Here is a 26,195-nt window from a genome sequence, read left to right on the forward strand (position 1 = left end):
TCAATGCAATATAGCTCTTATTGTCCCAGAAGGGAATTGACTTCTGCCTCAGCGTCTGCAACAGCTTGTGCAGGGTCTTTGTTTTCAAGCAGAACTCTGTGGAACTCTTCGTTAATTGCTTTGTTAATCAAGCTTACGTTTTCAACCGGTGCAAGCATATCAACAGAAGTTTCCAGCTGTTTTGCTGCCAGGTAACGTCCCTTTTCTGTCGGATCATCGGAGTCCGCGCCTTGGGTGAAGAACTCGTCCTGAGCCGCCTCAATTACTGAAGGCAGGATAGCTACAATTTTAGCGAAAGCTAATTGGTTCTCTGCATTGGTAATGAACTGAGCAAACTTAGCCGCTTCTTCTTTATGCTGACTTTTCTCAGATACGGCGATGTTCATAATGGCCACGTGAGAAAGTCCTGTAGTACCAGTCAGAGCAGCGGTTGCATCGGATTTTGCATAGACTTCAGGAGAAAGATCCTCAACCTGACGGAACAATTGCGGTCCGGTTCCCCAGAAAGCAATTTTTTCTTGCGCAAACCATTCTGGCGGCTTGGCCTGATTCAATAAAATTTCTTCCGGAATTAGTCCGGCATCATATCTTTCCTTGAACTTTTTGAAAATTTCTACCGTTTCCGGTACGTTAAATGCGGCGGATTTGAAATCGTCGCTTACAATGTTAATTCCGTGTCTAGGCAAATAGAGATGAATATCTTTGATTGTATTGCCGTAGGCTCCTGTAGCTTCCTTAATCGCTGCAGACATTTCCCAGGCCTCTTCTTCTGTAGCCGGAGGCTCAGTAAATCCTGCCTTTTCGAGAAGCTCTTTGTTGTAAAGGACAACGCCGTTAGACAAGTACCAAGGCAATGCGTAAGTTACGCCTTCAAATTGGCCGGCTGACCAAACCCCTTCAAAAAAGTCTTCCTTAGCGTTTGGAAGCAGCTCATCCATGTTAGCAATCGCTCCGAGAGCGGAAAGCTTTTTCAGATAATCAGTGTTCAGGTTCATGACATCAGCAAGACCGCCGGAAGCAGCCGCAGTCAAGGTTCTTTGCTCAACTGTGTCGTAAGGAATATCTTGCCACTTCACGGTAACTCCTGGGTTCTCATCCTCGAAAGCATCGATCACACCGTTGATGTAATCATCAAAGTCCGGGCTCAAGGAGATGGTCCAGAAAGTAATTTCCTTCTGTGCGTTAGACCCTCCATTATCGCCATTGCCTTCAGGAGTTGTGGAACCTCCGCCTCCGCCGCCTCCGCCACCGCCACACGCGCTGACGAATAAAGCGGTTGCAGCCAGGACACTCATTGCTTTTACATTCCTCAGTTTCAAGCTTGATTCCCCCTTAGAACATTTTTTTAAAATGAAATTTTCGATCGGAATTTTTCTTCAATTATTTTATTATTTTTGAAAAAAACCTCTCTATACAGATAATAATATCGGATTTTGTCGATTTCTGCAAGATGCTTGTCCTAAATAAATTGTGAATAACTCGCGATTTATTATTACCCTCTGTTGCCGGAAAGATTCACTAAGTGCATGAATAAAACCAGCAAAAACCCTCTACCGCTGTGATAATTTTTAAAAAGTAGTGCTTGCGGCCTTTAAAACAGTGCTGTTTCGGGTGAGAAAAATGATTGGCAATGGGTGTTAATCCTGTTCATTTGCCTGCCACTCCTCCAGCCACTGCCTTTCCTCATCATTTAAGCGCTCAGGGCGAATCAGATCCGGGCGGCGCTTGAATGTGCGATACAAGGACTGCTTCCTGCGCCACGCTTCAATCTGACTGTGATGACCGGACAGAAGTACTGGCGGCACTTCCCAATCACGAAATTTGGCCGGCCGTGTATAGTGAGGATATTCCAGCAGTCCGGTACTGAAAGAATCAGTCTGCGCCGAAGATTCGTTGCCGAGCACACCGGGAAGAAGCCGGACAACACTGTCAATGACAGCCATTGCCGGAATTTCTCCTCCGGTAAGCACATAATCTCCTATGGACAGCTCGTCTGTCACCAAGTGCTCACGTATTCTTTCATCATATCCTTCGTAATGGCCGCATATAAAAATAAGCCGTTCCTGCTTGGCGAGCTCCTCCGCCTTAGCTTGATTAAAGGTCTCGCCTTGCGGGCACATCAAAATAACCCGGGGGGCTTCCCCGTCCCCTGCGGTCAATGCCTCTACAGCCAAAAAAACCGGCTCCGCTTTAAGCACCATACCGCCCCCTCCGCCATAAGGATAATCGTCAACGGTATTGTGCTTGTTATGGGCATAATCGCGGAAGTTAACCGTTTGGAAGCTCACGAGTCCTTTGTCGCTGGCTTTTCCTAATATGCTTGATTGAAAGACGCCGGTAAACATTTCCGGAAATAGCGTTAGTACATCTATTTTCATAAGTCCAACAAACCTTCCATCAGCCGAATAGTAATGACCTGCTGCGGCAAATCGACGTCAAGCACAACATCATCAATGTAAGGGATAAGCAGCGGCCTATTTTTTCCTCCCGGAGACACCTGGGTACGCTCGACTACCCATACGTCATTGGCGCCCGGGGAAAGAATCTCACTAACCTGCCCCAGCTCTTCGCCATCTTCTGTAAGGACACGGCAGCCTATAATTTGATGATGATAGTATTCCCCCGGCTCCAGCTCGGATAACTCCGACTCGGCAATTTTTAATCGCCAACCCTTATATTTTTGCACCTCATTAATATCATTCCAGTCGTTCAATTTGATGAGAAAGACGTTTTTCTGCTGTCTTGCAGACGTCACCTCAACCGGAATGTGTTGGTCTGAATGCTCATCAGTCAACACCAGCTTGCTGCCTTTTGCAAACCGAATGTCGGCGAAGTCGGTAGAAGGAACGACTTTCAGCTCCCCCCTAATGCCATGTGTGTTCACAATTTTGCCTACATTATATAATTTGCTTTCCATTAGCTTCTTGCCTCCCGGATTTATTCATTTGAAGTGGTACAAATTCTTTTCTTCAAGCTATATGTATATCGCACTGGCCTCTTCCGAACCTCACGCATTTAAGCGCTGCTTAATTATTTATTGTACACCAAACAGCTATGCTTAAAAAATTAATCCAACACGAAGAAAAGGGTCAGGTTGTGTACCCTTCCCTTTTCTCATCTGGGGACGGTCTGTCAAGAAACAATCTCGACAGACACCCTTTTATTTTCTTTCACAGCTGCAGATGTTACAACGGTTCGTAAAGCCTTAGCAATCCGTCCCTGCTTTCCGATCACTTTGCCCACATCGGAAGGATGGACAGAAAGCTCGTAAACCGTTGCGTGTTCTGCTTCGGTCACTTTCACCGAAACGTCTTCAGGATGATCAACCAGTGCCTTGGCAATAACGGATATGAGCTCTTTCATAGCGTTACCTCCGAACAGAATTATTTCTGCTGCCGAAGCTCGTGGAATTTAGTCATGATCCCTGCTTTGCTGAACAAGCTGCGTACAGTGTCGGATGCTTGCGCACCGTTTTGAAGCCATTTCAAAGCTTTCTCTTCGTCGATTTTTACATCAGCCGGTTGAGTAAGCGGGTTGTAAGTTCCGATCTCTTCGATAAAACGTCCATCACGCGGAGAGCGGGAATCGGAAACGACGAGACGATAGAAAGGCGCCTTGTGGGCTCCCATCCGTTTCAAACGAATACGTACTGCCATGTCTGCTTTCACCTCCTTGCCAAAGTTCATCGGGTATTCTATGACCATCATAAGAATGATCTTATAATATTGGATTGATCTATACTGTAACCGGAGCCGAACAGATGCTATTAACCGAAAGGAAATTTGAAGTTTTTGCCCATTTTGCCTTTCAAGCCCTTCATTCCGCCCTTTGGTCCCTTAGGTCCCATCATTCCGGAAAGCTGCTTCATCATTTTGCGCATGTCTTCAAACTGCTTGATCAGCCGGTTCACTTCTTGAACGGAATTGCCGCTGCCGAGAGCAATCCTTTTGCGGCGGCTGGCGTTCAGCAATTCGGGCTGGCGTTTCTCCTCGGTCGTCATGGATTTGACAATCGCCTCAATACGAGCCATTTTGCGATCGTCAATCTTGACATCTTTCATCCCCTTCACTTTGTTCATGCCGGGGATCATCTCCATAATCTGATCCAGAGGGCCAAGCTTCTTCATCTGATCCATCTGCTCAAGGAAATCCTCAAACGTAAACTCCGCATTGCGAAGCTTTTTCTCCATTTCCTTAGCTTTTTCTTCATCAATAGTGGAGCGCGCTTTATCGATCAGAGTAAGCATATCGCCCATGCCCAGAATCCGCGAGGCCATCCGGTCAGGATGGAAAGGCTCCAGACCGTCAAGCTTTTCACCGATACCGGCGAACTTGATCGGACAACCTGTAACAGCCTTGATCGAAATTGCCGCTCCGCCCCGGGTATCCCCATCGAGCTTAGTAAGCACCACTCCGGTGAGCTGCAGCTCCTTATGGAAATTCTCGGCAACATTGACTGCGTCCTGCCCTGTCATCGCGTCCACTACGAGCAAGGTTTCATGAGGCTCCACTTCCGCACTGATTTGCTTCAGCTCTGTCATCAGCGCTTCATCTACGTGAAGCCGTCCGGCGGTATCAATAAGGACATAATCGTGGCCGTTTTCCTTCGCCTGACGCACGCCTTCGCGGGCAATATCAACCGGATTGGCCTGATCTCCCATCGTAAATACAGGGGCGTTGAGCTGTTCCCCAAGCACCTGCAGCTGCTTGATTGCAGCCGGCCGATAAATGTCACAAGCTACTAAGAGCGGCTTATGATTTTGCTTCTGCAGCATTTTGGCCAGCTTGCCTGTCAGCGTTGTTTTACCGGCACCCTGCAGCCCTGCCATCATAATAATCGTCGGCGGCTTGTTCGCCCTTGCCAGCTTGCTCTGGGTTCCACCCATCAGCTCGGTCAATTCTTTATTTACAATTTCAACAACGACCATGCCCGGAGTAAAGCTCTTGAGCACTTCCTGGCCGATGGCACGCTCTTTTACTTTGCCTATAAACTGCTTGACTACTTTAAAGTTTACGTCTGCTTCCAGTAAAGCAAGTCTAACTTCACGGAGGGCTTCGTTTACGTCATCCTCTGTCAGCTTGCCTCTTCCCTTCAGCTTGCTGAAAACATTTTGCAGTCGGCTTGTAAGTCCCTCAAATGCCACCATCCCACCTCCCGAAACTATAACTGCTTGTCTGTTTGTTAAATGTCTATCCTGCGGGTAAGGAAGATTGATTCAATCCGTTAGTCTATAGTGTACAATTGTTGTAAGAGCGGTTCAACCCGCTTGCGCATAAGCGGGTCAGCTTCCTCAATTGCTTTAGCGAGCTGTTCCAGATAGCGCCCGCGCTGTTCGTGCTTGTGCAGGAGATGAAGCTTGCTCTCATAGTCCTCCAGCATTTGCTCGGCGCGTTTAATATGTTCATATACAGCCTGACGACTGATGCTGTATTCCGCAGCGATCTCTCCAAGTGAGTAATCATCACGGAAGTAGCAGGCCAGAAAAGTTCTTTGCTTTTCTGTCAACAATCCGGCATAAAAATCGAATAACAGATTCATTCGGTTTGTCTTATCCAATGGATTCATATCGGGCATTCAGCATACCCCCGTTAAGGTAAAACACTTGACACTGACCTCAACTATTTTACTTTACAACTTCTGCCGTGTCAACATCTTCTCCTTGACAGCTTTTTTTAAAAAATGAACGTCTATTACTGCAAACTTCTTTCCATACTAAAAGAACCCTGCAAAGTGAGCATCAGGGTTTCCATCGAAAATCACCTCGAAAGGCACACGCTATTTGCACAGAAGCTTAATACAGGTACTTTGCGGGACCCCCAAAAATAACTCGCGAAGGGTTTTGCTTATCCGTAACTTGACTATTTTAGTACTCAGGGAGGCTCTTAATATGTATAGAAAAATTTTGGTTGCCATTGATGGATCGCACCATTCTTTGAAAGCATGTGAGCACACGCTGGAGCTGGCAGAACGTTTTCCGGGAGCTACCGTCTATCTGCTTCATGTGATAGGTATCCGCGAAGGGCTCGAGGGTGAGGTGTCCACTGAGCTGCTTGACGAAATGATGGCTATCATGAAGCCTTTTCTCAAACTCGGCAGGGAAAAAGGCATTACTTGCGAGACTCTTTTTTTGCATGGGGAAGCGGGTCCCATTATTATTGAACACGCCGAACAAAACAGCTTCGATTTAATTGTAATGGGGAGCAGAGGTCTGGGCTCGCTTAAGGAATTGGTGCTCGGGAGCGTGAGTCAAAAAGTAATAAAACACGTCCGATGTCCGGTTATGATCGTCAAGTAAGGGATAAAAACATCCCCTCCTTCCCAAACTAAGGAAAAGAATGCTTTCCCTTTATTGTTAGTCTATTGGCGGGTGGAGCTAGACAACAATAAGTACTTGCAGTGCGTAAATACAGCTTTGTAAGGGAAAGCCGGGTTTTGAGGGAGGAACCATGTTCAATGAAATACTTTTCGAAGCGTCTCGTGTGGTCAGCTGCACTGCTGCTATTCATAATCACTGCCGTCTTTACCGGTAAGCCATGGCTTGAGCCAAGTCAGAATTCCGTCATCACCGTTCAAGCTAAGCCAAAGAGTGAACCGACAGTAAAAAATGAAGAAGCAGAACAAACGATAAGTGAATTAAGGGCAAAATATCCGACCGATTTTCTCCTTAGCGGTCCGGCCCACAACAAGCAGGTGGCATTAACATTCGATGATGGTCCTGATCAACGCTTTACCCCGCAGGTGCTTGATATCCTAAAGCAGTACGACGTGAAGGCTACCTTCTTTCTTATTGGCTATAAGGCAGAAAACAATCCCCAAATCGTTCGCCGGATTCAAGAAGAAGGACACATTATAGGCAACCATTCCTATAATCATCCTAATTTTCCAAAATTGCCAACATCTTTATTTGAGCAGCAAACTGAGCGGACCCAATCTATTTTGAGCTCTTTGATCGGTTATGAGCCCAGTTTGCTTAGGCCGCCTTATGGAGCGATCAATGAAGAGCAGTTGAAATGGGCCATCTCCAAACATTTTCTTGTCGTTAATTGGGATGTAGATTCCTTGGATTGGAAAGGACTTCACCCGGATGAAATTAAAGCCAACGTGCTTGACAACGTTCATCCCGGCGCTATTGTGCTTCAACATTCCGCAGGCGGCCATGGCCAGGATTTGTCTGCTACCGTTCAAGCGCTGCCTGCCATCATCGAAAGCCTGCAGAAAGACAACTATGAATTGGTCACAGTTCCGCAGCTGCTGAACATAGATGCGAGCATAAATACAGACATAAGCAAATAGTTACGGCTTCTTTTTCATAAAGCGCTCAAACTCAACCTTTTCCAGCCGGCCCAGAGCATCCAGTTTTTCCTCCAGCTGCTGCAGCATCTCTTCGTACAAGAGGTGATCCAGGTCGGTCAGCTATTGAATCCGGCTGATAACTTCACTCGGGTAGCTGTCTGCTGCTGGTCTGGATGGAGTGACATTGTAATTTTTAAAGTGAACTCTACCCCAGGAGAAGCTTTTCTTCATCAGAAACACGCTTTCCTTGAATCGCTCAACTATGCCGGTAACAGCAAAATAGCGGTTGAGATTGCTTCTTGCTTCCCGCAAATCGGTCTTCCTCATTCTTGAAAGCTGCCTCGTTTGCGGGTTGCAAATATTCCAGTGTGTTATCGGATGCTCGATAAATTCAGATAATGTCATAGGATGAACTAGCTTATGAAGTGGATGTCCAGGTTGGCGGCGAATGTAATGATAGTGAGAGATAACTTGCTCGGTTGGTTTTCGGAGCATGGTCACATACTTCGTTGACTTAGGAAGATAGTCCTTTACTTCCATAGAAAGATGACCGTTTACCCACTTGATTTTAGAACCCGGGGAAGTGATCTGATCGACAAATGGAGGCAGCTGGGCTGGAAAAGCAGCAGGATCCATAACCTCGAGACTAGCTACTCCTTCCGGATATTGCTGTTTAATAATCTCACGAAGTGTGGTTCCGGCAGTTTTCGGAATATGAATATAGACAATCAGTTTCGTCTCGTTCATACTAACCCCTCCATTAAGACTTTGATCCGGTGTAAAGCAGTTGTCTCCTTTGCAGCAGAGCTATCACTTCACGTGCTCCTTCCTCAGGCGTGCACTGCTCTGTGTCCAGAATTAAATCCGGATGCTCGGGTTCCTCATACGGATCCGTTACGCCGGAGAAGGCTTGAATCTCCCCTGCAAGTGATTTGCGGTAGAGGCCCTTAACGTCCCTCCTTATGCATTCCTCCAATGAGCTTTTTACATAAATTTCGATATAAGGATCCAGTTTTTCTCTCAAATAACTGTGCATGGAGCGGTAGGGCGTTATAAATGAGGCCAGCACCGTTATCCGATGCCGTGACAACAAACCTGCCACATAAGCCGCCCTCTCTATATTGGTATGTCTGTCCTGCCGGGTAAATCCCAAGTCAGAGGCCAGATGTTTTCTAAACGTATCTCCGTCAAGAGCTTCAACTGAAATACTGAGCGCGTGCAGCATTTTCTCCACTTCCCGGCTTAGTGTTGTCTTGCCCGATCCTGACAAGCCTGTAAACCAAACAACGGGTCCATTCTGCATGTTCTCATCTCCTTTTTAAACGAGGCAAGATGCTGCCAACTGTGACTAGTATCGTCCAGACCTGGAATTTTCTCAAATTTTCAATCTTTGTTTATATTACTTTATGATTCTCTCTACTATATGATTTTTCTCTCCTTGTGGAGTGGACGAAATGTAAATATCCTGCTCCAATTTTCTTCCCACACCTTTCAGACATGTCCTTCCTTATTAGAAAAACCGCTCCCACACAGCCCGCGGGAACGGTTTTTGCCCTCTCCATAATTTGGTGAATGGGGAATGGCATCGTGAAATTAGGACCTGAACTTTTCACAGCCTGATCAGGACTGCTCCTGCCCTTCTGCTATTTCCTCTGTGACAAGTCCGGCAAACAAAGCGTGCACAAACTGCTCCGAGTTAAACGGCTCGAGATCGTCGATTTTTTCACCAAGTCCGACGAATTTAACCGGAATATTCATTTCCTGGCGGATAGCAATGACAATCCCGCCTTTGGCTGTGCCATCAAGCTTGGTCAGGATGAGCCCGGTCAAGCCTGTTTTATCACCAAACAGCTTAGCCTGGTTCAGTGCATTCTGACCAGTGGTAGCATCCAGAACGAGCAAAACCTCATGAGGCGCATCCGGCACTTCACGCTGAATGACGCGATAAATTTTGTTAAGCTCCTCCATCAAATTGACCTTGTTCTGCAAGCGTCCAGCTGTATCGCATAGCAAAATATCGACTCCCCGGTTTTTCGCCGCTTTAATCGCATCAAACATTACCGCAGCCGGATCCGATCCCGCCTGCTGTTTGATGACCTCTACACCGGCGCGCTCTCCCCACACTTCCAGCTGCTCGATCGCCCCGGCGCGGAATGTATCTCCTGCTGCCAGCATCACCTTTTTACCCTGCTGCTTGTAGCGATGTGCCAGCTTGCCAATGGAAGTCGTTTTGCCGACCCCGTTAACGCCGACAAACAGAAAGATCGTAAGATCATTATCGGACATTCGCACCGAACTATCCTGGTCTCCGCGCAGCAGATTAACCAGCTTCTCGGATAAAACCGGTCTAAGCTCGGCAGCATCCTCGATTTTCCGTTTGCGTACCTCGGCACGCAAATCATCAATTAAATCCATTACCGTTGTCACGCCAACGTCAGCGCCGATCAGGATTTCTTCCAGTTCTTCATAAAATTCTTCGTCAATTTTTTTGCGGCGGATGATCAAATCCTCCACTTTTTCGATAAAAGCATCTCTTGTTTTGCTCAGTCCGTCTTTAAACTTGTTGGTGACGGCCTCCGTTTGCTTGGAAATGCTCTCTTTTAATTTTTTAAAAAAGCTCATCTGCTGGCCTCCCTCTTATACCGCTTTTTATCTTCATACCTTAACCCCAATGCCCCGGTCTTAAGCAGATACCGGCTCGTCCTCTTCCAGTTTTACCGAAACTAGCTTGGACACTCCGCCTTCTTCCATCGTAACCCCGTAAAGGACGTCCGCTTCCTCCATTGTCCCTTTGCGGTGAGTAACGACGATGAATTGAGTCTCGTTAGAAAACTCTCTCAAGTACTCGGCGAACCGGGTAACATTAGCTTCATCCAGCGCCGCCTCGACCTCGTCCAGAACGCAGAATGGAACGGGCTTGACCCGGAGAATAGCGAACAGCAGGGCTATAGCGGTCAAAGCCCGCTCTCCCCCGGAAAGCAGCTGCAGGTTTTGCAGCTTTTTGCCTGGAGGCTGTGCCACGATTTCAATACCCGTCTCCAGAGGCTGGCTAGGTTCGGACAGGATCAAATCCGCCCGGCCACCTCCGAACAGCTTGGCGAACACGACTACAAAATGAGAACGGATCGCTTCAAAGGTGGTGCGGAAGCGCTTGGACATCTCCTCGTTCATCTCGCGGATAACCTGGTACAGCGTCGTTTTGGCCTCGGTCAGATCATCCTTCTGGGAAGTTAAGAATTCAAACCTCTCACTTACCCGGGCAAATTCCTCTATAGCGCCTAAGTTAACCTCCCCAAGCGAGGAAATACGGCGCTTTAACTCACGAACATTATTTTGCGCCTCTGTCATATCCTCAGGCAGCGGATATCTTTCCTTGGCGAGCTCATAGCTGATTTCATAATCCTCCGAAAGCTTCTTGAGCAGATTGTCCAGCTCTACATCGAGCCGCGTCATCCTCACCTCGGTTTGATGAAGCTCCTCATCCACCTGCTTTAAGGCCTGCCGCTGCTCCTTCGTCTTGCTCTCTTCCTTGTCCAGCTGTTCCATCCAATCGGCACGCTCAGCGCGTTTAAACTCAATCGTTTCAGAACAATGCTGCTTCTTTAATTTGAGGGAGTTAAGCCGCTCGATTTGCTCCACTTCTTGCTCAGCGATTTGTTTGTCTCTCTCCCGCAGCTCCTTAAGCTGGGCATTAGCCTGCTCCTGTTCCTGTTCAGCCTGCTGGAAATCGCTTTGCAGTCTCCGGTAATGCTCAACCAGCGACTGTTTCTCCTGCCCGAAAGAAGCTGCCTTCACCTTAAGCTCAGTCAACTGCTCCAGCAATTCCTCGCGCTCGGATTCGCTCGCCTTGCGGGCCAGTTCAGCCTGGCGGATTGACTGCTGCAATTCCGCTTCCTTGGCCACCAGCCGCTCAAGCTCCTGCTCGGCCCGCTGCTGACGATGGACGAGCTGCTCGTGCTCCTCAAGCAGAACCTGCTTGTCCTGTTCATACAGAACAACATGCTCCTCTGTTTTCTTCGCCTCATTCGTTAGGGGAGCCAGCTCGGCGGCATATTGTCTTTCCTCAATCCGCTTCTGCTCCCCTTCTTCCCTCAGCTTCTCCAGCTGCTCATTTTCTGCGGCAAGCTCCTTTTTCATTTCGGATACCTTAATCATCAAATCCGTCAATTGGGCCTGAGACTGGCGAATCTCCTTATCCAGCTCTTCTACCTGCCGCTTGCGCCCCAATAGGCTGGTCGTCTTCTTATGCTGGCTTCCCCCGGTCATGGAGCCCCCCGGGTTAACTACATCGCCTTCGAGAGTAACGACGCGGAAGCGATACTGGCAGCGGGCAGCGATCCGGTTGGCCTGCTCCAACGACTCGGCAATAATAACATGTCCTAACAAGCTGGACATAATCGCCTCATACTGGGGATCAAAGCTCACCAGCTCGCTGGCGATGCCGACGAATCCCGCGACTTCTTCAATGGAACGGCGGTCTGTATGCGAAATGGATCGTCCGCGTATAACGTCCAGCGGCAAAAAGGTTGCCCGCCCGGACTGTTTCCGTTTCAAGAAGGCGATCGCCTGCCGGCCATGAGCTTCACTCTGCACGACTATGTTTTGCAAAGCGCCGCCCAAGGCGGTCTCCACGGCCGTCTCCACTTCTTTGGGCACCTTAAGCAGTTCCGCCACCGCCCCATGGATGCCCTGCAGCCCGTCCGGGCGCTTGGCTGCGCGCAGCACCTCGCGGACACCGTGCATAAAGCCATCATAGTCATTCTGCATTTCCTTCATCGTGTCGCGCCGGGAGGTTAAAGCATCGAGCTTCTGCTCCCATTTGCGAACCGTGGCCTGCGCTTGATCCAGCAGTTCATTACGCTTGCGCTGGCTCTGAGTCAGCTCGGCGAACCGGGCGCGAAACTGCTCCAGCTGTTTGCCGGTTTCCTGCAGCAGAGCTTCCAGCTCCTGTTTTCTTGCATGCAGACGCTGCTGCTCGGAGGACCACTTGCTCTGCTCTTCATCGAGCCGGTTCTCCCGTTTGGCCAGCGCCTCCAGCTGCTGCTCCGTATATCGGATTTCATTCCGGCTTTGAGCAGCGCGGTTGAGCGTTTCAAGCAGCTCGGCTTTCAAGTCCTCTTCGGTCTGGCTGCTGATGCCCCCGGAAACCCCTAACAAACGGTCCTCTTCCTCGGTCAGCTTATCCCGGCAATCCTCCAGCTGCTGAGAAACAGCAACGATGCTTTCCTTCGTCTGACGCAGCTCATCTTTCTTGGCTTCCAGACGCTGCTCCTGCAGACGCAGTGATTCCTCCAGCTGGGCAATAGAGGACTGGGTGTGCGATTTGCGTTCTTTCAGCACCTCACCTTGGCCCTCGCATTTTTCAAACTCCTCGCTGATCTGCAAAAGCTGCTCCTGCAGCTGCTGCAGCTCCTGCTCCAGCCGCTGGGTTTCCCAGCGGTGCTTTTCCAAATAAGCATCATGCTGGTTGACTACTCGCGCCAATTCCAGCTGCCGGGTAGAAAGCTGCTGGTGATGCTCCTTCATCCCGGTCCATTGCTTATGTAAATCCTCGATTTGCTGGACATAGACTGATATTTCGATTTGCTTCAAGTCTTCCTTCAGGCTTTTGAATTGCCGCGCCTTCTCCGCCTGATCCCGCAACGGCTCCATTTGATCCTCTAATTCAGCGACAAGATCATGGATACGCAGTAAATTCTGTTCGGTTTCCCCAAGCTTTTTTTCAGCTTCGCGCTTGCGGGATTTGTATTTGACAATACCCGATGCTTCTTCAAAAATACCGCGGCGGTCCTCTGATTTGGTGCTCAGGATTTCTTCTATTCGTCCCTGGCCAATGATAGAATAGGCCTCTTTGCCAATGCCTGTATCCATAAACAGCTCGGTTATATCCTTAAGCCGGCAGGGCTGCTTATTTATGAAATATTCACTGTCACCGCTGCGATGTACACGACGGGTCACGGTTACTTCGCTGAAATCCAGGGACAAAGCATTATCCGTATTGTCCAGGGTCAAAGAAACCTCCCCGTAGTTAACCGCTTTTCTGGCGTCGCTCCCGGCGAAGATGACATCTTCCATCTTGCCACCGCGCAAAGAGCGGGCGCTCTGCTCGCCCAGCACCCAGCGAATCCCGTCGGAGATATTGCTTTTGCCGCTGCCATTGGGCCCGACAACTGCCGTAATTCCCCGCACAAATTCCAGCTCGGTTTTATCGGCAAACGATTTGAATCCGGACAATTCAATCCGTTTTAATAACATGGTCTCACCTCATAGCTATTGTATCACAACTATAGGCATTGAAAAGTGCTCGCACCCGGAACGATTACACAGAAAAAGCGGACAGAAAAGCCCTTGGGGCTGCTTCCTGTTCGCTCTTCACTGTCTTGCTCTCTATCCTTTTATGGCCTGGGTTAACTGATCGTCACATTCAAGCGGGAAAGGGCCTGGGCAGCGGCTTGCTGCTCCGCTTCCTTCTTGGAGCGGCCGGTTCCCTGGCCGAGCAGGCGCTCGCCCATACCGACCTCGGCCACAAATTCCTTCTCATGGGCAGGGCCTTTTTCTTCGACAATCCGGTATTCCAGAATTCCCATCCCATGCTGTTGAATGTATTCCTGCAGCTGCGTCTTGTAATCAAGAATTCTAGGCTTGCCGTCTGCAGACAGCTTAGGAAACATATGCTTCTGCAAAAACGCCTTCACCACTTCAAGGCCTTGGTCCAGATACAACGCGCCGATAAACGATTCGAACACATCCGCGAGGAGAGCCGGGCGGCTGCGCCCGCCGGTCAGCTCCTCGCCTTTACCTAATAAAACATAGCGGCCAAATTGCAGCTGTTCGGCAAAGGTGACTAGAGAAGGCTCACAAACAATCGAGGCCCTCAGCTTCGTCAGTTCTCCCTCACTCCGATTAGGAAAAATATCATATAAGTATTCAGAAACGGTCAGCTCCAGCACCGCATCGCCCAGAAATTCCAGGCGTTCGTTGTCCTTGCTTCCCGACACCCTGTTCTCATTAACATACGAGGAGTGCGTGAAGGCCTGCTTTAAGAGCTTCAGATTATGAAATTCTATGCCCAAAGCGGACTGCAGCTGTGTAAACTCCCGGTTCATCCAAATACACCTGCTTCATAAAAGGTTATTTCTGCCCTAAACCCTATTCGGTAAATTTCTTCATGATGATAGTCGCATTATGGCCGCCGAAGCCGAAGGAGTTGGACATGACCACATGCACATCTGCCGTTCTCGGCACATTAGGCACGTAATCCAAATCGCATTCCGGGTCCTGATTGTCCAGATTAATTGTCGGAGGAATTCTTCCATGCTTGAGCGTTAGCCCGCAAATTACAGCTTCAACGCCTCCGGCAGCCCCGAGCAAATGGCCGGTCATCGATTTGGTCGAACTGACAGCCAGCTTGTACGCATGCTGCCCAAAAGCTTTTTTGACTGCGGTGGTTTCCGAAATATCCCCTACAGGAGTGGAAGTGCCGTGTGCGTTAATATAGTCAACGTCTTCCGCTTGGATGCCCGCATCCTTCATCGCCTTGGTCATGCAGCGGGCTGCTCCATCAGGATCAGGGTCAGTCATATGGTAAGCATCACCGCTCATCCCATAACCAATAATTTCTCCATAGATGGTCGCTCCACGCTTTTGAGCATGCTCCAGAGATTCAAGCACGAGAATTCCCGAGCCTTCTCCCATCACAAAGCCATCGCGTCCCGTATCAAATGGGCGGCTCGCTTTTTCCGGCTCATCGTTGCGTGTTGACATAGCCCTAAGAGCACAAAAGCCTGCCATGCCGGTCGAGCTGATCGTAGCCTCCGCCCCTCCACAGATCATCACATCAGCGTCACCGCGTTGAATGATCTTGTACGAATCTCCAATCGAGTGCGTACCGGTAGCGCATGCTGTGACGGCTGTGCTGTTTGGTCCTTTGGCGCCCGTCATCATCGAGATTTGACCAGAAGCCATGTTGGCAATCATCATCGGAATAAAGAAAGGACTCACTCGCTTAGGTCCTTTTTCCAGCAAGATTTTATGCTGTTCTTCCCAAGTGATCAGCCCTCCAATCCCCGAGCCTACAAATACGCCCACACGTTCCGGATCGGTATCCCGGCTTATATCCAAATTGGCATCTTTGAGCGCCAACTGACTGGCGGCTACGGCAAACTGCACAAATCGGTCCATCCGACGGGCTTCGCGCTTGTCCATATAATCCTCAGGAGAAAAATCCTTAATGGAAGCAGCTATCCGTGTAGGATACTCGCTGACATCAAAGCTTTCAATTAAGGAAACCCCAGATTTGCCTTCCATTAAATGGTTCCAGAACGTTTGCAGATCATGCCCTAGTGAAGTCATAACCCCCAAACCTGTTACAACCACTCGTTGTGCCATGGACTCACCTCTATATATGACATCACTTATTAAAATAATGAGGATAAGTCCCGTTATGTGAAAACGGGACTTAACTTATTACTGCTTATGAGATTCTATGTAGGCAACAACTTCACCCACGCTGGAAATTTTCTCTGCGTCTTCATCAGAAATCTCCATATCGAATTCATCTTCAAGTTCCATAACCAATTCCACTACATCCAGGGAATCAGCGCCAAGATCATCTTTAAACGACGCTTCGGGAGTTACTTCTGACTCTTCCACCCCAAGGCGATCGACAACTATCCTTTTCACACGATCCAATACATCGGACATCCGGTTCACCTCCTCTTTGGTATTATACGAGAATTAAATATAAAATGCCATACAATCCTAAAAAGCCCTTCTCCATGCGGCCGGAAGCCTACATATACATACCGCCGTCAACATGAAGCGTTTGTCCTGTCATGTAAGAAGCTGCATCCGAGGCCAGGAACAGCACCACTTTGGCGATCTCCTCAGGCCGGCCTAAACGGGAAAGCGGAATTTGCCCGAGCAGCGCATCCTTTGTCTCTTGGTTGAGCTTGTCGGTCATGTCCGTTACGATAAAACCTGGGGCCACCGCATTAACGGTAATCCCGCGGCTTGCCAATTCCTTGGCAGCTGATTTGGTTAAGCCAATTACTCCCGCTTTGGCAGCGGCATAGTTAACTTGTCCGGCATTACCTGTCGCTCCGACGACAGAGGAAATATTGATGATGCTGCCCGAGCGCTGCTTCATCATTGGCCGGGTAGCCGCCTTCACGCAGTTAAATACGCCTTTAAGATTGGTCGCAATAACCGCATCGAAATCTTCTTCTTTCATTCTCATTAACAAATTATCTCTAGTTATTCCCGCATTATTCACTAGAATATCGATACGCCCCAATTGGCTGATAGTTTGCTGCACCAGCTCATCAGCCTGCTCCGAGCTGCTGACATCTGCTCTGAGGCTTATAGCGCGGCGCCCCATCGTTTCAATGGCTTGGACTACCTCGGCGGCAGCGGCTTCACTTCCTGCATAATTGACTGCCACATCCGCCCCCGCTTCGGCGAGCTGCAGAGCTATCGCCCGGCCAATTCCACGAGAGCCTCCTGTAACCAGGGCCACTTTACCTTTTAACATATCCTACCTCCTCTTGAATCATGTACACCTTGATTCATGTACGCCAGATTGAATTGACTCAAGCTGAAAACTGTGCTTTTGCTGCTTCCAGGCTGGTCACATTGTTTACCGATACGACCTGGACAGAGCGGTTGATTTTCTTAATCAACCCGGCGAGCACCGAGCCTGCACCAATTTCAACAAACGTATCCACGCCTTCTTGAATAAGCCACTCGATACTGTCTTCCCATAGTACCGGGGAATATACCTGCTCCACCAGAAGAGTGCGAATTTGCTCGGGCTCGACGACCGCTCTTGCCGTCACGTTCGCTATTACAGGTACAGCAGCCGGCTTCATTGGAGTCTGACTGAGCACATCCGCCAACCGGTCAGCCGCCGGCCGCATCAGCGAGGAGTGGAACGGACCGCTGACCTCAAGCGGTATAATCCGCTTGGCTCCGGCCTCCTCCTTGCCCCTTGCAATCACGGCGTCAACCCCCTCTTTCGTCCCGGAAATGACAATCTGTCCGGGACTGTTCAAGTTAGCCGGCTCGACAGCAGAGCCTTCTTCGCTAATGCGGGCGCACAAGGTGCTGAGCACCTCCCGTTCAGAGCCAAGCACAGCGGCCATTGCTCCCTGTCCGGACGGCACCGCGGAGTCCATGTATTCGCCTCTCAGGCGAACTACCTTCAGCGCATCCTCAAAGGAGAGCACGCCAGCAGCAACAAGCGCGCTATATTCCCCCAGGCTGTGGCCTGCCACATAATCAGGGCGAATTCCGCAAGGCTTTAATGCCTCCAGAAAAGCAACGCTTGTCGTAAGCAGCGCAGGCTGTGTATGATAGGTCAGCTTTAACTGATCCTCCGGTCCGTTAAAAATCAATTCACTCTGCGCATACCCCAGCACCTCGTCAGCCTGCTGAAATCTTTCGCGCGTTCGGGCATCCGCATCATACAGATCGCGTCCCATTCCTACTGCCTGGGCCCCCTGCCCAGGAAAAACAAATGCGAGTTTTCCCATACGTTCGACTCCTTTATATCGTTAACCATTTTCAGTCCTCGTTCGTTTTCTTCTTTACCAGACAAGCACAGACGCCCCCCAGGTCAATCCGCCTCCAAAACCGACCATGACCAGGCAATCGCCTTCTTTCACTTTTCCTTCCTCCACAGCCTCGGCCAATGCAATAGGGATCGAGGCAGCGGAGACGTTTCCATATTTATGCAAGTTAATCATGCATTTTTCTTCCGGCAGCTCCAGCCGGTTCAGGGACGACTGAATAATGCGTATATTCGCTTGGTGGGGTACGAGCAAATCCACGTCCCCCTTATCCATTCCCGCTTTGCGCAATGCCTCTTCTGCTGCGGAGCCCATAATGCGGACCGCAAACTTGAACACTTCTTGTCCTGCCATATAAATATAATGCTGTTTTTGCTCTAAAGATTCCGGCGAAGATGGATTGCGTGAGCCGCCCCCGGCAATTTTCAACAGCTCCCCGCCGGAGCCGTCTGCACCAAGCTCGAAGGAGCGGAAGCCCCTTCCTTCCGGCACAACGCCGAGCACAGCTGCACCTGCACCATCGCCAAACAGAATGCATGTATTGCGGTCGGTATAATCCGTAATTTTGGATAAGCATTCAGCGCCTATCACCAGCGCGTATTTATAGGTGCCGGTAGCAATAAAATTAGCCGCGTTAGCCAGCCCGTAAATAAAGCCTGAGCAGGCGGCCGACAGGTCAAAAGCAGCTGCCTGCTTCGCATTAAGCTTTTCCTGCAGGACACAGGCAGTGGAAGGAAAAGCCATATCCGGCGTGATCGTGGCCACGATAATAAGGTCAAGATCCTGTGCGGTTATTCCCGCATTCTCCAAAGCGATTTGCGCAGCCTGATAGGCAAGGTCCGAGGATGCCTGCTCAGACGAAGCAATTCTTCGCTCCTTAATCCCTGTGCGAGTAGAAATCCACTCGTCATTAGTGTCCACCATTTGTTCCAAATCTTGATTAGTCAATACTTTATCGGGCACATATTTGCCTGTTCCGATAATTCCAACCGGTAATATATTCATCTAATTCCCACTCACTTCCTGCTGATTTCTGCGGAAATTGCTGATACGAGTTCCGCCTCTATAGCCGTCCGCGCCTGGCGCACAGCATTTTTAATCGCATTGGCATCGGATGACCCGTGGCTTTTCAATACGAGCCCGTCAATGCCAAGGAACGGGGCCGCGCCATGCTCTGTATAATCCAGCTTCTTTTTGAACCTCGTCAAGCCCGGCTTCAGCACCGCAGCGGCCAGTTTGCTGGCAAAGGATCGGGTAAACTCCTGTTTTAACACCAAAAAAATTGTGCCTGCCGTTCCTTCCAGCGCCTTAAGCAGCACATTGCCGACAAAGCCGTCACATACGAGCACATCACAGCTGCCTTCAAGAACATCCCGAGCCTCGACATTGCCTATAAAATGTATCGGAGCATTGGCCAGCAGCGGAAAAGCCGCTTTCGTCAATTCATTGCCCTTCTGCTCCTCCGTGCCTACGTTGAGCAGGCCTACACGCGGCTTCTCCATACCGTTCACCTTGGTCCGGTAGATGCTGCCCATAATCGCGTATTGCAATAAATTTTCCGGAGAGGAATCCATATTCGCCCCCAGGTCAAGACAGAGCGTCCCTGCTCCTTTCATACTGGGAATGACCGGCGCTAACGCAGGGCGGTCAATACCGCGTATTCTGCCGATTACGAGCAGACCCGTAGTCATTAAGGCCCCCGTATTTCCGGCGGAAATCAGCGCATCGGCCTCCTTGTTTTTCACCAGACGTCCGGCCACCACCATAGAAGAATCCTTCTTGCGCCGCACCGCCTTCGCCGGTTCATCAGTCGACTCGATTTTATCGGGAGCATGAACAACCTTGACATTATCAGGTTTGGCGGCCAGCAGCGGATCCAGCTTGGCCGAGTCCCCGACCAGAATCAGCTCGCTGTCACTCCATTCCTTGGCGGCCAGCAGCACTCCTTCAACAATCGCTTGCGGAGCATGGTCTCCCCCCATGGCATCAATCGCTATTCGCATCGGGAGCCCCTCCTTCTCCTCGTTCTTTTTTGGAATGAAAGATTACAAAGCTGCCTTCAAAAACGATTTCATTATTAACGGTGGTGGTTACATCCACTTTGGCCGTGCCTCTTGTGACTGAACGCACATAGCCTTTGGCCACGCACTTCTCTCCCAGCATAACCGGCCGCACGAAGCGAATCTCCGCTGAAGCGGTCAAAGCGATGGCATCATTAATGACACCCACAGCCAGTGAATTCGCCTGGGCAAAAATATGGTGCCCTCTGGCGATTTTAGTGCGCGCAAACACATGCTCTTCCCGGATTTCAAATAACGAGATTCCGCTTTTATCCAGCTGAAGATCAATGATATCTCCGATCACTTCATCAAGCTGAAGCGAGCGTACCTGATCATACGACTGCTCTGCCATTTGTTTAATTCTTTCCCTGAGCTCAGGTATGCCAAGCTCCATCCGATCAAGACGGATCGTCTGGATGCTCACACCAAAACGCTGAGTCAGTTCCTCATCGGTCATAAATGGGTTGTCCTCTATCACTTGGCTCAGCTGCTGCTGCCTGAGCCTCTTAGGTATGCGTTCTATAATGCCGCACCGCCTTCTTCAATTCTTTCTGCAAGAAACACTGTTTGTAGATGAATTCGAATTATGCATGCCCATCTGCAAAGAGTGAAATCGATTTTACAGCGATGGATATTGATACTTAATGATATTACCAGGTGCTAATTTATAGCTTTTCTCATTTTACCCTAAAAGCGCAAAGAAAGGAAAGCTAAATCTCCTAATGAAGACTTGCAATTTCATCCGAGCAAACCGCTGACCCCGAAAATTCCGGACGAACATTCGCCCTGGTTGATGATTATGCAAATTATTTAGCATTAAAAAAACAGCGTGCCATCTCTTAGTAAGATGGAACGCTGCTGGCCTTGCCTTATTGACTGATGATTTCTCTACCCTTGTAGGTTCCGCAAATTTTGCAAACGCGGTGCGCCATTTTCAACTCGCCGCATTGCTCGCATTTAACCATGCCAGGAACAGCCAATTTAAAGTGAGTCCGGCGTTTGTCACGACGGGTTTTGGAAGTTCTTCTTTGAGGTACTGCCATGGATTTCCACCCCCTTCACAAAATCAAATGGTTGCATTCTAAGTCCGGCTGCCCGGCTTTACTCTTTAGCATCCGTTTCTTTAAAAAAGTCGGCTAATCCGGCCAAGCGCGGATCGATGCGTTCCGTCGAGCATTGACAGGTATGTTCGTTGCGGTTAATGCCGCACTGCGGGCATAACCCTTCACAATCTTCTTGACATAACGGAACGACAGGCAGCTGAAACCACACGGCTTCGACCAGATAAGGCTTCAGATCCAATCTATCTTCAGCAACAACATGGGCTTCTTCCGCTTGTTCCTCAGACAAGGCTTCCTCGCGTTCAGCAAACCACTCCCGGTAAGGAATATGCAGTGTCTGCCTAGCTGACTCCAAGCAGCGGGAGCAGGCCATATCGACATCGATTGTCAGCTGGCCCGAAACCTCGACCACACCCGATGACGCTGTTGCTTGCAAATCCGCTTCAAGGGGGCCGCTACCGTTGTAATCCTGGCGTCCCTTCAACAAATCGGATACGTCCAGCGTTTCCTTCAAGCGAACGGTGCTCTCTTTAGCGATTAGTTCCTTCAGATTGAGCTGCATGATTTTCACTCCAGACAAACAAAGTTTATTATAACGATAGGATCAATCTTTTGTCAACATTTTCTGCTTGTAGCGATCGCCTTACCCTAACTCGTCTGCTCATGAATTAGCAAGCATGTCAGGTGTGGTTCATGCTATAGTAAAAAAAGAATTCCCGGCATTCCTCCGGCGAAACGCCGTTTCCGCAGGGAGGCCTATTTTTTGTGAAAGGAGGGAACGCCTTTGAAAACCGTTGGCGTCATCGTCGAATACAATCCGCTGCACAACGGCCATGTCTATCACCTGGAGCAGTCCAGGCAAATAACCGGAGCTGATGCCGTTGTCGCCGTCATGAGCGGCCCCTTCCTGCAGCGTGGAGAACCCGCCTTGTTGAGCAAATGGGCTCGTGCCGAGATGGCACTGGCCGCCGGCATTGATTTGGTTTTGGAGCTTCCTGTAGCTTATTCTGCGCAAGCTGCCGAATGGTTTGCCTATGGAGCGGTATATACCCTGGACCGGATCGGTGTTGTCGACAGCCTCTGCTTTGGCAGCGAAAGCGGTGATATCCGGTGGCTCACCGGGCTGGCCAAGTCTTTAGCTGACGAAAGCTCCGGCTTTCAATCGCTGCTGAACAGCCATATGAGCAGCGGAATCAGTTACCCTGCCGCTTACAGCCGGGCCATTCAGGAATGGCTCGGCGAGTCCGCGCATTCGCCGGGTCAGCTAACCGCTCCTAACAATACGTTAGGTCTGCATTATTTAATCGCCCTGCAGCGCCTGCAAAGCAAGATTACTCCATATACGGTTGCCCGCCATAAAAGCGGATTTCATGATACATCTTTCTCGGACCGGCGAATTGCCAGTGCTACTGCTCTGCGGCAAAAGCTGATTGGGGACGGGGATCCTGCGGCTCTCAGGCCATATGTCCCGGAATCCACCTTCTCCATCCTGCAGCGTGAACTGGAACTGGGCCGTGCGCCTATCGACTGGAACCGCTTCATGCAGCCGCTGCTTCATACCGTGGTCAGCCAGACTGAACAGCAGCTGGAACAGATTTACGAGTTCAGCGAGGGCCTCGAGTACCGTCTCAAGCATACCTTACGGCAATTTCCCGCCGGGCATGCACTTACGCAAGGTGGAGCCGGCAGCCCATCAGCTTTCGAGTCCTGGCTGGACCTCCTCAAAACAAAACGCTATACCCGCACCAAGCTGCAAAGAATGCTTGTCCGTTTGCTGCTTGGTCATCGCAAAAACGAATTGAGCCGTGAAGCGCTGATTGCCGGGCCTGATTATGCGCGCGTCCTCGCTTTCTCATCAAAAGGTCGGGAGCTGTTGAAGCGCATGAGAACAGAGTCAAGACTCGAGCCCATCGTCAAGCTGCCGCGGAATCGATCCCTATTTTTGGAAATGGATATTCGCGCTGCCTCTGTCTATGCGCTTGGTTATGATGTCCCTACTAGGGAGGACCTGCTGCAGGACCACTACCGCCCTCCGATACAGTCCGCTGCAGCTGGCAGATAGAAGGAGGCTTCAGCCTCCTTCTTCATCTATAGGGTGCGTATGCTGCTTCCGGCTAAACCAAAGTTTTTATTGGAACCTTGCTAAAGTAAAAATTCTAAGAGTCCGATTCTTTAGGGGGCAGAGACTGCAAATATTCCAATGCTTCCTCAATTGTCCCGACAGGTACGACAACCATGTCCGATTTGATGTTTCGCACCTGCTCCTCTGCTATTGTGGCATTAAGAATAGGTTGAAAATGATCGTCAGCCTCCGGGTACAAGTCGTTCGGGGCAAAGAAAATATCAGCACCCTCGCGGTCTGCTGCGACCACTTTGAACTGAATACCGCCAATAACTCCCACATTGCCCTCGGGATCGATTTCTCCTGTACCCGCTATAGTGTACCCTTTAGTAATATCTTCCCCGACAAGCCGGTTATAGATTTCCAGGGCAAACATAAGTCCCGCCGACGGACCGCCAATTTGACCGGCCTCCACACTAACTGCGAATTTTTCATCCTCCGGCTGGATTTCCTGTTTGTTGGCTATCGATACACCCAGCCCTGCCCGGGATGATGCTTCCCCTGGCTGGGGGGGGAGCTCGGCCAGCTCGATTTCCATCTGCTGATGGCCTCCAGACCGTTCAATCTCGACCACTACCCGGTCCCCGGGCTGCTTGCTGCTCAAATAATCGAGCATTTCGGTAGAATGGCTCGCGGATTGACCATCTATCGAAAGAATGGTGTCCCCCGCCCTCAGCTTCCCGTAAGCGGGCATATCCTCCGACACCCGAAGGACAAGCACTCCGGTATTGACAACTTCATAAGAAACTCCGGCCAACTCATAAGCGGCTTGAATGGCATTGCTCTGCGAGGCTCTCATGTTATATACCTGCCGCTGGTTATACTCGCTCTCCGACTCTCCGTCACGATGCACCTGGTTTTTTGGACGAAGCTCATACAAGTCACTATTTAACTTCGCATAAATAAATCCAACAAGATTGGTATCGCTCAATCCAATCGTTGTAAGCAAGAAAGAGCCTGATGTCTCCGAGTTCTGTTCCATGCGGACCATCGGTCCTACCGGTTCGGCTGTGCCCGGTTTGTACGTATACAGGGGCAGCGGAATTAAGTAAAGGGCGCAAAAAACGATAACTCCGACAAGAAGCGGCCATAAAAACCGCGAAGGAGAGCTGCCGGAAGCCTGCCCGGGCCGAAAGCCTATTCTATGATCCTGGCTGACATCCACCCGATTATTCGGCTCGTCGGCTTTGTTGTGCTTATGTTCATCCACTCCCATTCTCTCCTTTCTGCTGGGGGAAGAGCTTGGTCTAATTAGAAAACGTGAGCGTAAACTTAAAAATATACCTTGTACGATTGGAGGAGAAGCTGATGGCCAGCTGGTTCCATCCGCAAAGCCGTTCCTTTACTCTTTTAGTTGGCGCGCTGTCCGTCATTCTAATTGCTTTTATTATTATACATCCCGACGAGGTATTTCAGTCTTCCTTGGCCGGCTTGAAGCTGTGGTGGGATTTTGTCTTTCCCGGCCTGTTCCCTTTCCTGATGCTGTCCGAAATTTTGCTCGGTCTCGGAGTGATTCACGCTCTCGGAGCGTTTTTGGAGCCTTGGATGAGGCTCGTCTTCCGCTTGCCTGGCGCTGCCGGGTGGGCATTCACGCTGGGCATGGCTGGAGGTTTTCCGGCTGGCTCGAGCGTCACCGGCAAGCTCGTCAAGCAGCGTCAGCTAAAGCCTGCAGAAGCTCAGCGGCTATGGTCGGTCAGCCATTTATGCAGCCCCATGCTGATGATTGCGGTAATTGGCGTCGGTTTTTTAAGCAGCGTGGAGCGAGGCTTTTTTATCGCTGTCATCCATTATGCCGCTGCGGTTGCAACCGCTCTGGTTCTGCTTGCTTTTGCTCCGCGCTCATCATTACAGAAGCCAAACCCGACGCGCCAGCTGTCAAACGCTGTCTATCCCAGCCTCTGGGCAAGCGCAGCGAACACGCTGACCACAGCAAGGCGCGAGGATGGCCGGACCTTCGGCAAGCTGCTGGGCGATTCGGTGACGACAACCGCCCAAACCTTACTCAGCTTGGGCGGATTTATCATGCTATTCTCAGTCATTCACCAAATCGTGAAAATCATTATTGAGCCCTGGCTTACCTCCGAGCTGCTGCAGGTGCTGTTAGCCGGGCTGCTGGAGCCGCATCTGGGCGTGTATGCAGCAGCTCATTATACAAGCTCCGCGTTGTTCCAGACCGCCTTGATTGGAGCGATTCTAGGCTGGAGCGGGCTGTCCCTGCATGCCCAAGCGCGCAGTCTGACTTCCCCTGCCGGCTTGCGTTATCCGCCATTCATGCTGGCGCGTCTTCTCCATGCCGGATGGGCTGTGGTACTGACCATTGCGCTGTGGAAGCCGGCAATGCTTCTCTTGGGCGCAGACTCATTAGACGCCGCCTCTGTCTCTTCCATGGCCCCTGTCGGCTGGTCGGCGCTCTGGCTTCCTTCATCGGCATCCATCTGGCCCTGGATGGGGAAATTTTATTTAACAGCACTAGGCCTTCTTCTGTTAGCATCACTGTTAATCCTGTGCACAAGAAAACTCCGCCGCCGCCAGCTCTAATCTCATCTTCCTTGCGCAGCTGCAGCCTGTTATGTTCTCGTGGCCGGATTCATCCTTTGCTGTATTTACGCCGCAATTCCCGCTCCACAACATCTGGAACCAAATCTGAAACCGGGCCATTGAATTGAGCAATTTGCTTGACGATGCTTGAGCTTAAATATGAGTACTGGTTGCTAGACATCATAAAAAAGGTTTCTATCCGATCGCTCAGCTTGCGGTTCAAGGATGCCATCTGCAGCTCGTATTCAAAATCGGAGACGGCCCTTAATCCTTTTACAATGACATGTGCGTTTCGTTCATTCATATAATTAATGAGCAGGTCGTTAAAGCTGTCTACCTCCACATTAGGGATATCCTGAGTTACCTGCTCCAGCATCGCTTTGCGCTCTTCAATGCTGAACAGGGGCGTTTTGCTTGAGTTTTTGAGCACCGCCACGATTACCTTTTCAAATACTTGGGAGGCCCTTTGGATAATATCCAAATGACCATACGTTACGGGATCAAAGCTTCCCGGGCATACCGCAATATTGGCTTCCATTGTTGGTTTTTTCAT

27 protein-coding genes are annotated in these 26,195 nt (G+C 50.1%); 4 read left to right on the forward strand and 23 right to left on the reverse strand.

Annotated elements, in window-relative coordinates; all coding sequences use genetic code 11:
• Positions 1-17: 17 nt before the first annotated feature.
• From PSHG_RS03730 to PSHG_RS03760, 7 genes are all read right to left on the reverse strand, one after another.
• A complete protein-coding gene (locus PSHG_RS03730) occupies positions 18-1,319 on the reverse strand; it encodes an ABC transporter substrate-binding protein (protein ID WP_010269645.1) in 1,302 nt (433 codons plus the stop codon).
• Positions 1,320-1,637: 318 nt separating this feature from the next.
• Positions 1,638-2,378: a tRNA (guanosine(37)-N1)-methyltransferase TrmD gene (gene trmD / locus PSHG_RS03735; RefSeq protein ID WP_010269647.1), complete on the reverse strand. Its 741-nt coding sequence runs from the start codon at positions 2,376-2,378 to the stop codon at positions 1,638-1,640.
• Positions 2,375-2,917, reverse strand: coding sequence for a ribosome maturation factor RimM (gene rimM, locus PSHG_RS03740; RefSeq protein ID WP_010269649.1), 543 nt, complete (start codon positions 2,915-2,917; stop codon positions 2,375-2,377). Before rimM ends, trmD begins: the two co-directional genes overlap by 4 nt.
• Positions 2,918-3,132: 215 nt before the next feature.
• Positions 3,133-3,363, reverse strand: a complete 231-nt coding sequence (locus PSHG_RS03745; protein WP_010269651.1) for a KH domain-containing protein — start codon at positions 3,361-3,363, stop codon at positions 3,133-3,135.
• A 20-nt stretch (positions 3,364-3,383) separates the two neighbouring features.
• Positions 3,384-3,656 (reverse strand): 30S ribosomal protein S16, encoded by a 273-nt coding sequence (gene rpsP, locus PSHG_RS03750; RefSeq protein ID WP_010269654.1) that lies wholly within the window; start codon positions 3,654-3,656, stop codon positions 3,384-3,386.
• Between the two features lie 110 nt (positions 3,657-3,766).
• Positions 3,767-5,146: a signal recognition particle protein gene (gene ffh, locus PSHG_RS03755; protein ID WP_187373790.1), complete on the reverse strand. Its 1,380-nt coding sequence runs from the start codon at positions 5,144-5,146 to the stop codon at positions 3,767-3,769.
• 77 nt (positions 5,147-5,223) lie between these two features.
• Positions 5,224-5,574, reverse strand: a complete 351-nt coding sequence (locus PSHG_RS03760) for a putative DNA-binding protein (protein WP_010269657.1) — start codon at positions 5,572-5,574, stop codon at positions 5,224-5,226.
• Positions 5,575-5,887: 313 nt separating this feature from the next.
• Between PSHG_RS03760 and PSHG_RS03765 the strand changes: the two genes are divergently transcribed.
• Together PSHG_RS03765 and PSHG_RS03770 are read left to right on the forward strand one after the other, a co-directional pair.
• A complete protein-coding gene (locus tag PSHG_RS03765) occupies positions 5,888-6,295 on the forward strand; it encodes a universal stress protein (protein WP_010269659.1) in 408 nt (135 codons plus the stop codon).
• 158 nt (positions 6,296-6,453) lie between these two features.
• Positions 6,454-7,293, forward strand: coding sequence for a polysaccharide deacetylase family protein (locus PSHG_RS03770; RefSeq protein WP_010269661.1), 840 nt, complete (start codon positions 6,454-6,456; stop codon positions 7,291-7,293).
• A 120-nt stretch (positions 7,294-7,413) separates the two neighbouring features.
• Here the strand turns inward: PSHG_RS03770 and PSHG_RS03780 are convergent, their stop codons facing one another.
• From PSHG_RS03780 to PSHG_RS03845, 14 genes are all read right to left on the reverse strand, one after another.
• Complete coding sequence (locus PSHG_RS03780) at positions 7,414-8,040, reverse strand: sulfotransferase family protein (protein ID WP_010269663.1); 627 nt, start codon at positions 8,038-8,040, stop codon at positions 7,414-7,416.
• Positions 8,041-8,053: 13 nt separating this feature from the next.
• Entirely contained in the window at positions 8,054-8,596 is a 543-nt protein-coding gene (cysC, locus tag PSHG_RS03785; RefSeq protein ID WP_010269664.1) for an adenylyl-sulfate kinase, read from the reverse strand.
• Between the two features lie 317 nt (positions 8,597-8,913).
• Positions 8,914-9,915, reverse strand: coding sequence for a signal recognition particle-docking protein FtsY (gene ftsY / locus PSHG_RS03790; protein WP_010269665.1), 1,002 nt, complete (start codon positions 9,913-9,915; stop codon positions 8,914-8,916).
• Between the two features lie 60 nt (positions 9,916-9,975).
• A complete protein-coding gene (gene smc / locus PSHG_RS03795; protein ID WP_010269668.1) occupies positions 9,976-13,548 on the reverse strand; it encodes a chromosome segregation protein SMC in 3,573 nt (1,190 codons plus the stop codon).
• A 152-nt stretch (positions 13,549-13,700) separates the two neighbouring features.
• Complete coding sequence (gene rnc / locus PSHG_RS03800) at positions 13,701-14,399, reverse strand: ribonuclease III (protein ID WP_010269671.1); 699 nt, start codon at positions 14,397-14,399, stop codon at positions 13,701-13,703.
• A gap of 43 nt (positions 14,400-14,442) precedes the next feature.
• On the reverse strand, positions 14,443-15,681 hold the full coding sequence (gene fabF / locus PSHG_RS03805) for a beta-ketoacyl-ACP synthase II (protein ID WP_010269672.1): 1,239 nt from the start codon (positions 15,679-15,681) through the stop codon (positions 14,443-14,445).
• A gap of 78 nt (positions 15,682-15,759) precedes the next feature.
• Positions 15,760-15,996: an acyl carrier protein gene (locus PSHG_RS03810; protein ID WP_010269675.1), complete on the reverse strand. Its 237-nt coding sequence runs from the start codon at positions 15,994-15,996 to the stop codon at positions 15,760-15,762.
• An 88-nt stretch (positions 15,997-16,084) separates the two neighbouring features.
• Positions 16,085-16,825, reverse strand: a complete 741-nt coding sequence (fabG, locus tag PSHG_RS03815) for a 3-oxoacyl-[acyl-carrier-protein] reductase (protein WP_010269679.1) — start codon at positions 16,823-16,825, stop codon at positions 16,085-16,087.
• A 58-nt stretch (positions 16,826-16,883) separates the two neighbouring features.
• Positions 16,884-17,825 (reverse strand): ACP S-malonyltransferase, encoded by a 942-nt coding sequence (gene fabD, locus PSHG_RS03820; protein ID WP_010269684.1) that lies wholly within the window; start codon positions 17,823-17,825, stop codon positions 16,884-16,886.
• Positions 17,826-17,879: 54 nt separating this feature from the next.
• Complete coding sequence (locus PSHG_RS03825) at positions 17,880-18,866, reverse strand: beta-ketoacyl-ACP synthase III (RefSeq protein WP_010269686.1); 987 nt, start codon at positions 18,864-18,866, stop codon at positions 17,880-17,882.
• A gap of 11 nt (positions 18,867-18,877) precedes the next feature.
• Positions 18,878-19,864, reverse strand: coding sequence for a phosphate acyltransferase PlsX (gene plsX / locus PSHG_RS03830; protein WP_010269687.1), 987 nt, complete (start codon positions 19,862-19,864; stop codon positions 18,878-18,880).
• Positions 19,848-20,435, reverse strand: a complete 588-nt coding sequence (gene fapR / locus PSHG_RS03835; RefSeq protein ID WP_081505048.1) for a transcription factor FapR — start codon at positions 20,433-20,435, stop codon at positions 19,848-19,850. The genes plsX and fapR overlap by 17 nt, the downstream gene beginning before the upstream one ends.
• A gap of 355 nt (positions 20,436-20,790) precedes the next feature.
• Complete coding sequence (gene rpmF, locus PSHG_RS03840) at positions 20,791-20,964, reverse strand: 50S ribosomal protein L32 (RefSeq protein ID WP_010269692.1); 174 nt, start codon at positions 20,962-20,964, stop codon at positions 20,791-20,793.
• 58 nt (positions 20,965-21,022) lie between these two features.
• Entirely contained in the window at positions 21,023-21,544 is a 522-nt protein-coding gene (locus tag PSHG_RS03845) for a YceD family protein (protein WP_010269697.1), read from the reverse strand.
• A 222-nt stretch (positions 21,545-21,766) separates the two neighbouring features.
• On the opposite strand from PSHG_RS03845, the gene PSHG_RS03850 reads away from it, so the two are divergent.
• Complete coding sequence (locus PSHG_RS03850) at positions 21,767-23,044, forward strand: nucleotidyltransferase (protein WP_010269700.1); 1,278 nt, start codon at positions 21,767-21,769, stop codon at positions 23,042-23,044.
• Positions 23,045-23,138: 94 nt separating this feature from the next.
• On the opposite strand, the gene PSHG_RS03855 is transcribed toward PSHG_RS03850, so the two are convergent.
• Entirely contained in the window at positions 23,139-24,314 is a 1,176-nt protein-coding gene (locus PSHG_RS03855; protein ID WP_010269703.1) for a SepM family pheromone-processing serine protease, read from the reverse strand.
• Between the two features lie 98 nt (positions 24,315-24,412).
• Between PSHG_RS03855 and PSHG_RS26530 the strand changes: the two genes are divergently transcribed.
• On the forward strand, positions 24,413-25,642 hold the full coding sequence (locus PSHG_RS26530; RefSeq protein WP_010269706.1) for a nucleoside recognition domain-containing protein: 1,230 nt from the start codon (positions 24,413-24,415) through the stop codon (positions 25,640-25,642).
• A 49-nt stretch (positions 25,643-25,691) separates the two neighbouring features.
• On the opposite strand, the gene coaD is transcribed toward PSHG_RS26530, so the two are convergent.
• Positions 25,692-26,195: a pantetheine-phosphate adenylyltransferase gene (coaD, locus tag PSHG_RS03865; RefSeq protein ID WP_042121110.1), complete on the reverse strand. Its 504-nt coding sequence runs from the start codon at positions 26,193-26,195 to the stop codon at positions 25,692-25,694.

Origin of the sequence: Paenibacillus senegalensis JC66 (genome assembly GCF_000285515.1) — a bacterium.
In the GTDB taxonomy this organism is placed as follows: domain Bacteria; phylum Bacillota; class Bacilli; order Paenibacillales; family NBRC-103111; genus Paenibacillus_L; species Paenibacillus_L senegalensis.